The 11370-nt window shown below is 61.9% G+C and carries 11 protein-coding genes; 6 read left to right on the top strand and 5 right to left on the bottom strand.

The features are described 5' to 3' along the window. Positions 1-22 precede the first annotated feature (22 nt). Positions 23-1684: an alpha-amylase family protein gene (locus J3A65_RS13005; protein WP_209901573.1), complete on the bottom strand. Its 1662-nt coding sequence runs from the start codon at positions 1682-1684 to the stop codon at positions 23-25. Between the two features lie 178 nt (positions 1685-1862). Here J3A65_RS13005 and J3A65_RS23490 point away from each other — a divergent pair, with 178 nt between their 5' ends. After that, positions 1863-1991: a hypothetical protein gene (locus tag J3A65_RS23490; RefSeq protein ID WP_256413792.1), complete on the top strand. Its 129-nt coding sequence runs from the start codon at positions 1863-1865 to the stop codon at positions 1989-1991. A 12-nt stretch (positions 1992-2003) separates the two neighbouring features. On the opposite strand, the gene J3A65_RS13000 is transcribed toward J3A65_RS23490, so the two are convergent. The 4 genes from J3A65_RS13000 to J3A65_RS12985 form a co-directional block, all read right to left on the bottom strand. After that, positions 2004-3362, bottom strand: a complete 1359-nt coding sequence (locus J3A65_RS13000) for a HAMP domain-containing sensor histidine kinase (RefSeq protein WP_209901571.1) — start codon at positions 3360-3362, stop codon at positions 2004-2006. Next, positions 3359-4024, bottom strand: coding sequence for a response regulator transcription factor (locus J3A65_RS12995; RefSeq protein WP_113109890.1), 666 nt, complete (start codon positions 4022-4024; stop codon positions 3359-3361). Before J3A65_RS12995 ends, J3A65_RS13000 begins: the two co-directional genes overlap by 4 nt. Before the next feature lie 4 nt (positions 4025-4028). Continuing rightward, on the bottom strand, positions 4029-4502 hold the full coding sequence (locus tag J3A65_RS12990) for a hypothetical protein (protein WP_062582663.1): 474 nt from the start codon (positions 4500-4502) through the stop codon (positions 4029-4031). Positions 4503-4636: 134 nt separating this feature from the next. Then, positions 4637-5011: a hypothetical protein gene (locus J3A65_RS12985; RefSeq protein WP_209901569.1), complete on the bottom strand. Its 375-nt coding sequence runs from the start codon at positions 5009-5011 to the stop codon at positions 4637-4639. A gap of 240 nt (positions 5012-5251) precedes the next feature. Here J3A65_RS12985 and urtA point away from each other — a divergent pair, with 240 nt between their 5' ends. The 5 genes from urtA to urtE all read left to right on the top strand — a co-directional run bounded on the left by urtA (position 5252) and on the right by urtE (position 11177). Continuing rightward, on the top strand, positions 5252-6544 hold the full coding sequence (urtA, locus tag J3A65_RS12980; protein ID WP_209901567.1) for an urea ABC transporter substrate-binding protein: 1293 nt from the start codon (positions 5252-5254) through the stop codon (positions 6542-6544). Positions 6545-6751: 207 nt separating this feature from the next. Next, positions 6752-8359, top strand: a complete 1608-nt coding sequence (gene urtB, locus J3A65_RS12975; protein WP_209901564.1) for an urea ABC transporter permease subunit UrtB — start codon at positions 6752-6754, stop codon at positions 8357-8359. Continuing rightward, positions 8356-9531 carry an urea ABC transporter permease subunit UrtC gene (urtC, locus tag J3A65_RS12970; protein WP_209901562.1) on the top strand — a complete coding sequence of 392 codons (1176 nt, stop codon included), beginning with the start codon at positions 8356-8358 and terminating at the stop codon, positions 9529-9531. The genes urtB and urtC overlap by 4 nt, the downstream gene beginning before the upstream one ends. Before the next feature lie 4 nt (positions 9532-9535). Then, a complete protein-coding gene (gene urtD / locus J3A65_RS12965) occupies positions 9536-10297 on the top strand; it encodes an urea ABC transporter ATP-binding protein UrtD (protein WP_192077439.1) in 762 nt (253 codons plus the stop codon). A 184-nt stretch (positions 10298-10481) separates the two neighbouring features. Next, entirely contained in the window at positions 10482-11177 is a 696-nt protein-coding gene (gene urtE, locus J3A65_RS12960; protein ID WP_113165714.1) for an urea ABC transporter ATP-binding subunit UrtE, read from the top strand. The last annotated feature ends 193 nt before the right edge of the window (positions 11178-11370 follow it).

The following is an 11370-nucleotide window of genomic DNA, read 5'->3' as shown; positions in this document are numbered from 1 at the left end:
GCAAGGGCGGTTTTACCGCCGCTCACACCTCGCTGCGCTTCAGCAGGTAATCCAGCCCACCGGCGCGATACCAGCGATAGCCATAGGGCTCGATCACGATGTGATGCTTGCCTTTGTCGTCCGCTGTGCTGTCCGAGTCGTCGGCGATGTCGATCAGGTTCTTGCCCGCATCCTCAAGGCCGACGTCGAAGGTGATCTCCACCGGCCGGTCGTGGAAATTGTGGAGGATCACCAGCGCGTTGTCGCGCCAGTCGTAGCGCATGGCGAGCACACCGTCGTCGCCGGTATCGAGGCATTCGAATGTGCCCCAGCCGATCTCCGGCGCTTCCTTGCGCATACGGATCATCCGCTCCGTCCAGTTGAGCATGGAATCCGGATCGCGACGCTGGATGGCGACGTTGACGTGGTCGAAGCCGTAGGGTCCCTCGTGGATCACGGGCAGGATCGGTTTGTCGCTCTTGGTGAAGCCGCCCTGAGGCTCGTTCGACCATTGCATCGGCGTGCGGGCGCAGTTGCGCTCGGGCAGCGACAGGTCGTCGCCCATGCCGATTTCGTCGCCGTAGCGCAGAACCGGGGTTCCGGGCAGGGAATACATCAGGCTGTAGGCGAGTTTCAGGCGGCGCGGATCGCCGCCCAGCATCGGCGCCAGACGGCGGCGGATGCCGCGGTCGTAGAGCTGCATGTCCTTGTCCGGACCCATCTTGTCGAACACCGTCTGGCGCTGCTTGTCGGTCAGGCGGCCGAGATCGAGTTCGTCGTGGTTGCGCAGGAAAATGCCCCACTGGCCGGTCGCCGGGCGTTCCTTGGTGTCGTTCATCGCCTTTGCGAGCGGCCTCACGTCGGCGCTGGCCATCGCGTAAAACAGCGACTGGTTGACGTGGAAGTTGAACATCATCTGCATCCGGTCGCCGTCGTCGCCGAAATATTGCAGGTTCTCCTTCGGAACGACATTCGCTTCGGCCAGAATGATGCTGTCACCCTGGCGCCATTGCAGGAATTCGCGGAAGGACCGCAGCATGTCGAACTGCTCCTTCGGCTTTGTGACGTCGGCGCCCTTTTCGGCAATCACGAAGGGAACCGCATCCATGCGGAAGCCGGAGACGCCGAGCTGCAGCCAAAAGCCCATGATCTTCAGGATCTCGGCCTGCACATGCGGGTTGGCGGTGTTGAGATCCGGCTGGAATTCGTAGAAGCGGTGGAAGTAGTACTCGCCGGAAGCCTTGTCGCGCGTCCATGTCGTCTTCTGGATGCCCGGAAACACCATGCCTTCATCGGCATTGGCCGGTTTCGTCTTCGACCAGACATACCAGTCGCGGTAGCGCGAATTCTTGTCGGCACGGGCTTCCTTGAACCAGGGGTGTTCGTCCGATGTGTGGTTGACGACGAGATCGATCAGGACGCGGATGCCGCGTTGCTTGGCACTGTGGGTGAACTCGACGAAATCGCCGAGCGTGCCGTAGCGGGGATCGACATTGTAATAGTCTGAGACATCATATCCGTCGTCGCGACCGGGAGACGCCTGGAACGGCATCAGCCAGATCGCGGTCACGCCGAGGCCGGCGAGGTAGTCCAGGCGCCGCTGCACCCCTTGAAAATCACCGACCCCGTCGCCGTTGGAATCCATGAAGGTTTCGACATTGAGGCAATAGAAGACGGCATTTTTGTACCAGAGGTCGTTGATCACGGGATGCTCCACGGCTTCGATCGATCCGGGGCAATTGCATCAGACGTTGAATTGTTCCCGTCCGATTGTGAGTTTGCGATCATGCGTCGGAAAATGCCCTATCAAACCGGTGTAATAACGCTTGCTATTTTACCCGGATCAGAGGCTATGCTTCACCATCAACATGAGGAGATAGGTCATGGCCAAGGGTCAGGTACGCGGCAACAAGGAAACGCGCAAACCCAAGAAGGACAAGGCCGCTCCAGCGGCTGCGCCGACTTTGGGTTCGCAGGTCAAGTCGGCCGAAAGCAACACCAAAAAGAAGTAGTCTGCTCCTTCGTCATGCCGCGATCTCCTTGGTCGCCGGCAGACACAGGACGGCTTCAAGACCTCCCATTTGCGACCGGGAGAGGCTCAGCTTCCCGCCGTAAGCATTTGCGATGTCGCCGGAAATCGCCAGGCCAAGGCCTGTTCCGGCGCCATCGCCGTCTTCCTCGTGCTGGCCGCGAACACCGCGCTTCAACATGGAGGCGTAACGCTCCGGCGTAACGCCCGGGCCATCGTCCTCGATACGCAGCAACACCATCCCGCCATCGCCCCTCGTTGCCGTCAGCGCGATGCGCCGTCTTGCAAAACGGACAGCGTTGTCGAGAATGTTGCCGATCGCTTCGGCTGCGTCGGCCGGGTCCGCCTGGACCGTGAGCGCCGGATCGATGTCGAGCTCCCAGTCGATCCCGCGGTTTTCGGTGACGGGCGACAGCACGCTCACAAGCTTTCCCGAAATGCCGAGAAGCGATGTCGTCGCCATCTGTTCGACGCCCATTCGAGCGGCCTGCAACTGCCGGTCGGCGCGCTGGCGCACCAGCTCGATCTGCTGCAGGGCCGTTTCGCGACGGGCGCCCGGCAGATCCTCGACGAGATGGGACAGGACGGTCAGAGGCGTCTTCAGGCCATGTGCCAGATCGCTTGCCCGGGCGCGCGCCCTCTCGACGGCATTTTCCCGCTCCGACAGAAGAAGGTTGATCTCGTTGACGAGCGGCGTGACTTCGCTTGGCCCCTGCGCACCGATGCTCGGCAGGCGACCCGCCCGGATATCGGCTACATCCTGGCGCAGGCGGGAAAGCGGCCTCAGACCGACGAGGCTCTGCAGGAGTGCGGCAAGGAAAAGCAGGGCACCGATGGCGATCAGCATCATGACCAGGGGCCGGTGATAGGTGGCGAGCGCTTCCTCCATGTCGTTCTTGGAGAAGGCGGTGTAGAGGGTGAAGCGCTGCAGGGCGTCGCCTTCGCCGATCGACATCTCCCTGACCGTGATCAGGATCGGGCCACCATCGGGTCCCTCGGTCTGGTAGAAGCCGCAATAGAGATCGGGAGAAAACAACTGCCGCGAAAGTTCCTGGTCCCAAAGCGAGCGCGAGCGCAGCGGAGGTTTCCCGTTGGCTGGCGATATCTGCCAGTAGAGGCCACCGGCCGGGATCTGGAAGCGTGCATCGGACGGCTCGCTGGCCAGGGAGAGACCGTTCTGCTGAATGGTCAGCCGGGCGCCGAGCGCGTCCGAGACGGCCGTCATCTCCGCGGAATACTGGTCGGCTACATAGTCCTCGAACAGGTGACCGAGCACGAACCAGGCGAGCCACAGGGCCACACCGATCGATATCAGGGCGCCGATTGCCAGCCGGAAACGCAGGGAGCGGATCACGGGCGTTTCTCCGGCAAGACATAGCCAAAGCCGCGGCGGGTCTCGATCGCGTCGCTGTCAGTTTTCTTGCGCAAGCGGGCAACCATCGCCTCGACGGCGTTCTTGGCGGCGTCGTCGTCGCGGCCCTGAACCTGGCTTGCAAGTTCTGCGGGCGTCAGGACGGCGCCGGGGCGGTCGATGAACAGCGAGATCATGCGGTATTCCAGAGGGCTCAGATCCAGCTCGCGTCCGTCGAACGTCACACGGCGGGCCTGCTCGTCCAGCGTGAACCGGTCGGCCGATTTGACGCGTGCCTGAACCTTGCCGGTTCGGCGAAGCAGCGCCTTCAGCCGGGCGAGCAGCTCCTCGCTGCGAAACGGTTTCGGCAGGTAGTCGTCGGCGCCCGCGTCGAAGCCATCGACGCGTTCCATCCACGAACCGCGCGCCGTCAGCACGAGGACGGGCGTTTCGACGCCGCTTGCCCGCCAGCGCTTGAGAATTGAAAGCCCGTCCATCCCCGGCAGGCCGAGATCGAGGATAATGGCTGCATGGTCGCCTGTCTCGCCCCGTTCCCAAATGTCTGGTCCGTTCGAGAGAGTTTCGACAAAATAGCCCTCGCGACTGAGCTTCTCGACGACGAGAGCTGCGATCTGGGCGTCGTCCTCTGCAAGCAGGATCTTCATGATATCAACCGCCTCCCAGAAGCGAGCCGCTTCTCGCATCGACCCGCAGGGTGCGGATGGCACCGGTGTTGTCGCGCAGTTTCAGTTGATAGACGTCGCGCGACTGCGAGCGGCTGAGACGGATGTCGATGATGCGACCATACCTGGTGGCGTCGATCTTTCTCAGCATCGTCTTTAGCGGCATGATCTGACCGCTGCGAACCGCATCGCGGGCCCGATCGGAATCGTTTGGGCCATAGCTGCCCCCCGATGCGTCATGGCTTCCCGCACCGTCCTTGCCGTCGTCATCACCGCCATCGTCATCGCCGCCGTGGTTATCGCCATCATCGCCACCGCCGTCATTGCCCGAGCCGGAAGATCCGCTGCCACCGCCGCCGTCGCCGTCCTTGGCGAATGCGGGCGCAACGGGTGCGACAATCGCCGACCCGAGTGTGGCCGCGAGCAGCGCAGCAAGACAGATACGACGGGTCACGCCCATTGATACTCCGGATAGGACTGTGTGGCAGCGCTTTTGAGCCGCGAAACACTACTCTGCCATGATGGCGATGTTGCTGCAAACGGCCGCACCCCCGCCGGCATCCGGCGGGGGTGCGGACAGTGGTCGGACAAAGCCTATTTGTGGCCGCCGCGCGTGCCGCCCTTGTGGTCGTTCTTGTTGTGGTTTGCAGAGTCATCGCTGCTCTTGCCGCCGCGCTTTCGGCCCTTGTCGTCGTTCTTGTCATGGGTCGCGGCGTCATCGCTGCTCTTTCCGCCGCGCTTTCCGCCCTTGTCGTCATTCTTGTCATGGGTTGCAGCGTCGTCGCGGCTCTTGCCGCCGCGCTTGCCACCCTTGTCGTCATTGGCATCATGGTTCGGACCATCGTCCGCACCCTGGCGGGCAAAGGCTGCGGATGTGCCGGCAAAGGGAACGGCTGCCTGGACCAGTGGCAGCGAAGCGGTGAGGGCGAGTGCGGCGGCGAAGGTCGTCAGAGCAAGTTTCGTTTTCATGGCATGTTTCCTCTCGTATTTGGTTGACGAGTGCAGAATGCCATCGGGGCCCTGACAGGCCACTGAGTGCCGCTGTCAGCAAACTGTCAGACTGGAGAGGACTTGCCCTCCAACGGGCCGGTTCACCCCTCCCGATACGTCATTCGACGTATACGTTTTTGCGGTGCAGCAGCCGATAGTCCGGTTAAGCAACGGTTAAATCTCCGGTTGCTTGAACGAACAAGAAGAGGGGTTCGACCAATGACATCCAGGGTGAAACTTACCGGCGCGCTGCTTGCCGCTGCCATGTCCGCCACGGCGCTTTCGGGCGCATACGCTGCCGACGATACGATCAAGATCGGCGTTCTGCATTCGCTGTCCGGTACGATGGCGATTTCCGAGACGACGCTGAAAGACGCCATGCTGATGATGGTGGAAGAGCAGAACAAGAAGGGCGGCGTTTTGGGCAAGAAGCTCGAAGCCGTCGTCGTCGATCCGGCCTCCGACTGGCCGCTGTTTGCCGAAAAGGCCCGCCAGCTGATCAGCCAGGACAAGGTTGCAGCCGTTTTCGGTTGCTGGACCTCGTCGTCGCGCAAGTCGGTTCTTCCTGTCTTCGAAGAGCTGAACTCGATCCTGTTCTACCCGGTTCAGTACGAGGGTGAAGAATCCTCGCGCAACATCTTCTACACCGGTGCCGCTCCGAACCAGCAGGCCATTCCTGCGGTCGATTATCTTGCCAAGGAAGAAGGCGTCCAGCGCTGGGTTCTCGCCGGCACCGACTATGTCTATCCGCAGACGACCAACAAGATCCTCAAGGCCTATCTGATGTCGAAGGGCGTCGCCGAGGCCGACATCATGGTCAACTACACGCCGTTCGGTCATTCCGACTGGCAGACCATCGTCTCCGACATCAAGAAGTTCGGCTCTGCCGGCAAGAAGACCGCCGTCGTTTCCACCATCAACGGTGATGCCAACGTGCCGTTCTACAAGGAACTCGGCAACCAGGGCATCAAGGCCGAAGACATTCCGGTCGTGGCATTCTCGGTCGGCGAAGAAGAGCTTGCCGGTCTCGACACCAAGCCGCTGGTCGGCCATCTCGCCGCCTGGAACTATTTCCAGTCCGTCGATGCCGAGGTCAATGCGTCCTTCATCAAGGAATGGCATGCCTTTACCAAGAACGACAAGCGCGTGACCAACGATCCGATGGAAGCCGCCTATATCGGTTTCCAGGCCTGGGTTAAGGCCGTCGAATCCGCCGGCACGACCGATACGAACGCGGTTCTGGACTCGATCATCGGCGTTTCGGTGCCGAACCTGTCGGGCGGCTATTCCACCGTCATGCCGAACCACCACATCACCAAGCCGGTGCTGATCGGTGAAATCCAGGCCGACGGCCAGTTCGAAATCGTCCAGGAAACGCCGGCCGTCGTCGGTGACGAATGGTCGGATTACCTGCCGGACTCCAAGGACCTGATCTCCGATTGGCGCAAGCCCATGTCCTGCGGCAACTTCAACGTTGCCACCGGCAAGTGCGGCGGCAAGGGCGGCAGCTGATCCAGTCTCGGCCATAGTTGAGCTTGCCCCTCACGCGTCCCCTCTCACCGCGAACGGGGAGAGGGGACCTGCCACGCGAGAGCGTGACCGGGGGGCGGCGAGGGCGTGACGATTATCCTTCTCCTCGCTTGCGGGGAGAAGGTGCCGGCAGGCGGATGAGGGGCGATCGAGCCCTCCGCCCCACGCGGCCATCCGGGGGACAAAGATATGCCTATCCGTTTTTTCACGCTGATTTTTCTGATCTTTTCGTTTGCAGCACCGGCCTTTTCGCAAGGGGCTGATCCGAAGCCGCTGTTTAACCAGCTCGCCGATGCCGATTTCGGCCAGGCTGAATCGATCGTCGCACAGATCGCCAACAGCGGCGATATCCGCGTCGTGCCGGCGCTCGAGGCGTTTGCCGAGGGCGATCTCTATTTCCGCAAGGCCGACAAGGCCGTCTTCGTGGCCAAACCCGCCGGCGCGCAGCTGGATCTGATCGATCCCGTGACGGCGGAAAGCGCCGGCCAGGTCGCCAAGGGCGCCGTCACCAAGATCCGCGTCAACAATACGCTGCGGCGCGCCATTCGTGCAGCGCTTGGCGGTCTGACGCTGATGAGCCCGGATCGCGGTGTCCGTCTTGCCGCAGCCGATGCGATCCTTTTGTCGCCGAGTGCGGAGGCGCTCGATCTGGTCGAGGCTGCCATTGCCAAGGAAACCGACCGCGACGTCAAATTCCGCATGGAAGAGGCGCGCGCCGTCTCGGTGCTCTCCTCCGACCGCTCGCTCGACGAAAAGCGTGCCGCGATCCAGACCATGGGCAATCTTGGCGGGCGAAGCGCGCTCGGCATCCTCAGTTCGGTCTCGTCAACGATCGATCCGAGCCTGAAGGGCGATCTCGATGCGGCGATCAAAGCCATCCAGAACGAGCAGCAGCTGTGGGATCTGGCCCAGAACGTCTGGTACGGCGTGTCGCTCGGTTCCGTGCTGCTCTTGGCCGCCATCGGGCTTGCCATCACCTTCGGCGTGATGGGCATCATCAACATGGCGCATGGCGAAATGGTCATGCTCGGCGCCTATTCCACCTATATGGTGCAGGAAGTGATCCGCAGCCACGCGCCCGGCCTGTTCGACTGGTCGCTGACGATTGCGCTGCCGGTCGCCTTTCTCGTGACCGGTGCCGTTGGCTTCGTCGTGGAACGCGGTATCATCCGCTTTCTCTACGGCCGGCCGCTGGAAACGCTGCTCGCCACCTGGGGCGTGTCGCTGATCCTGCAGCAGACGATCCGCTCCATCTTCGGTCCCACCAACAAGGAAGTCGGCAACCCGTCGTGGATGTCCGGTTCGTTTCCGCTTGGCGGCATGACGATCACCTGGAACCGCATGTGGATCGTGATCTTCTCGCTGTCGATCTTCTTTGCGCTGCTGGTGGTGATGAAGAAATCCGCCTTCGGCCTCAATATGCGGGCCGTCACCCAGAACCGCCGCATGGCGTCGTCGATGGGCATCCGCACGCCATGGGTCGATGCGCTGACCTTCGCGCTCGGCTCGGGCATTGCCGGTATCGCCGGCGTCGCGCTCAGCCAAATCGACAACGTCTCGCCCAATCTCGGCCAGAGCTACATCATCGACAGTTTCATGGTCGTGGTGTTCGGCGGCGTCGGAAATCTCTGGGGCACGCTGGTCGGGGCACTTTCGCTCGGGGTGCTCAACAAGTTCCTCGAACCCTCGGTTGGCGCCGTTCTCGGCAAGATCCTGGTTCTGGTTCTTATCATCCTCTTCATCCAGAAACGTCCGCGCGGCCTGTTCGCGCTCAAGGGAAGGGCGATCGAAGCATGATTACCGGCTTCATTCTGCGTGCACTCGAAGGCAAGATCGTCGTTGCCATCGCCATCCTGCTCGGCGTCGCCATTCTCGTCCCGGCGCTCAATCTCCTGACCTCGCCAGACAGCGCGTTCCACATCCCGACCTATGCCATGGCGCTGATGGGCAAGTATCTCTGCTACGCGCTTCTGGCGCTGGCACTCGATCTGGTCTGGGGCTATTGCGGCATTCTCTCGCTCGGCCACGGCGCGTTCTTCGCGCTCGGCGGTTATGCGATGGGCATGTATCTGATGCGCCAGATCGGCTCGCGCGGCACCTACGGCAATCCGCTGTTGCCCGATTTCATGGTCTTCCTCAACTGGAAGGAATTGCCATGGTTCTGGTACGGGTTCGATCACTTCGCCTTCGCGATGCTGATGGTTCTGGTCGTGCCCGGCCTGCTTGCCTTCGTCTTCGGCTGGTTCGCCTTCCGCAGCCGCGTCAACGGCGTCTATCTGTCGATCATCACCCAGGCGATGACCTACGCGCTTCTCCTCGCCTTCTTCCGCAACGACATGGGGTTCGGCGGCAATAACGGCCTGACCGATTTCAAGGAAATCCTCGGCTTCAACGTGCAGGCCGGCGGCACCCGTGCGGCGCTGTTTGCGATGTCGGCGATCATGCTGGCTCTCTGCCTTCTGGTCGCCTCGGCCATCACCCGCTCGAAATTCGGCAAGGTGCTCGTTGGCGTGCGCGATGCGGAAAGCCGCGTCCGCTTCCTCGGCTTCCGGGTGGAGAATATCAAGCTGTTCACCTTCGTCGTTTCGGCCATGTTTGCCGGCATTGCCGGTGCACTGTTCGTGCCGCAGGTCGGCATCATCAATCCGGGCGAATTTGCCCCCGCGAATTCGATCGAAGTCGTCGTCTGGACGGCGGTCGGCGGCCGCGGCACGCTGATCGGCCCGATCATCGGCGCCATCCTCGTCAATGCCGGCAAGAGCTATTTCACCGGCGCCTTCCCGGAGATCTGGCTGTTTGCGCTGGGCGGCCTGTTCATTGCCGTCACGCTGTTTTTGCCGCGCGGCATCGTCGGCACGATCCAGCACGGCTTTGCCGGCCGCAAGGCTCTGAAGGCAGCGGCCGAGGCGGAAAAGGGCAGGGATGCCGGGGCGGTCCCGGTCGCCCGACAGGTTCAGGCAGCGGAGTGAGACGATGAACACGATTGCCGAAACACGCGCCAAAAGCCTGCTCTATCTCGAAGACGTCTCGGTCTCCTTCGACGGGTTCAAGGCGATCAACTCGCTGTCGCTTGTGGTCGAACCGGGAGAGCTTCGCGCCATCATCGGCCCGAACGGTGCCGGCAAGACGACGATGATGGATATCATCACCGGCAAGACGCGTCCCGATACCGGCCGGGTGATCTTCGAAGACACGATCGACCTCACCAAGAAGGACGAGGCCGATATCGCCCAGCTCGGCATCGGCCGCAAATTCCAGAAGCCGACCGTGTTCGAAAGCCACACCGTGTGGGACAATCTCGAACTGGCGCTCAACCGGTCGCGCACCGTGTTCGGCACGCTGTTCTATACGCTGTCGGCCAACGACGAGGCGCGCATCGAGGAGATCCTCGAGACGATCCGCATGACGCATCGCAAAAACGAATATGCCGCCAATCTTTCGCACGGCCAGAAACAGTGGCTCGAGATCGGCATGTTGCTCGCGCAGGAGCCGAAGCTGCTTCTGGTCGACGAGCCGGTCGCCGGCATGACGGATGCCGAGACATCCGAGACCGCATTGCTGCTGAAGGAAATCGCCAAGACCCGCTCGGTCGTGGTGGTGGAACACGACATGGGCTTTATCCGTGATCTCGGCGTCAAGGTGACGTGTCTCGCGGAAGGGTCGGTGCTGGCCGAAGGCTCGATCGATTTCGTGTCGAACGATCCGAAGGTGATCGAGAATTATCTGGGGCGGTGAGGGATTACCCTCCCCTTGAGGGGGAGGGTCGGCGCAAAGCGCCGGGGTGGGGTGATCTTTGGGATCCCGGCGGTCACCCCCACCCGCAGCTTCGCTGCGACCTCCCCCCTCAAGGGGGAGGTGAAAGGGTGCCGCAAGCTTGTCGATACTCCAGCGGCCGACACAACGAGAAAAGAGACCGACCATGCTGACAGTCGAAAACGTCAATCTCCATTACGGTGCAGCACAGGCCTTGCGCGGCGTGTCGATCAAGGCGGATATGGGCAAGATCACCTGCGTTCTCGGTCGCAACGGCGTCGGCAAGTCGTCGCTGCTCCGCGCCGTCACCGGGCAGCATCCGGTGTCAGCGGGGACGATCAGCTTTCAGGGCGAGACGTTGAACGGGCTTGCACCCTATCACCGCGCCAGGCACGGCATCGGCTATGTGCCGCAGGGGCGCGAAATCTTCCCGCTGCTCACCGTTCAGGAAAACCTGCAAAGCGGTTACGCACCGCTGGAGCGCAAGGACAAGTTCATCCCGGACGACATCTTCGCGCTGTTCCCGGTGCTCAAATCCATGCTCGGGCGCCGCGGCGGTGATTTGTCCGGCGGCCAGCAGCAGCAGCTGGCGATCGGACGCGCCATGGTCACGCGGCCGAAAATCCTGGTGCTGGACGAGCCGACCGAAGGCATCCAGCCGTCGATCATCAAGGATATCGGCCGGGCTATCCGTTACCTGCGCGACAGTACCGGCATGGCGATCCTGCTGGTCGAACAGTATCTCGACTTCTGCCGGGAGCTGGCAGATCATGTCTATATTATGGATCGTGGCGAGATCGTGCACGAAGGCGCCGCTGAGACGCTGGATACGGCAGAAGCAAGGCGGCACCTCACTGTTTAGGGGTGAATGTTTGCATGGCTTCTATTCGTTAACGCGGTTTCAAAGCCTGGGCCTGTGTGCTAGATGAACAGCAGATGAACGCATCTTCCGAACATCGTAGATAACCCCCGCACCCCATGATGAGGCGCTGATGGTCTTTGAACGCATTGTTGGTTCTCGTTCCCGCTCCGCCCTTCGCGCCACCGCGACCGGA

It is taken from the genome of Rhizobium sp. PvP014 (assembly GCF_017876855.1).
In the GTDB taxonomy this organism is placed as follows: Bacteria; Pseudomonadota; Alphaproteobacteria; order Rhizobiales; family Rhizobiaceae; genus Neorhizobium; species Neorhizobium soli.
The sequence above is the reverse complement of the archived record's forward strand: the minus strand, read 5'-3'. Positions and strand labels throughout refer to the sequence as shown.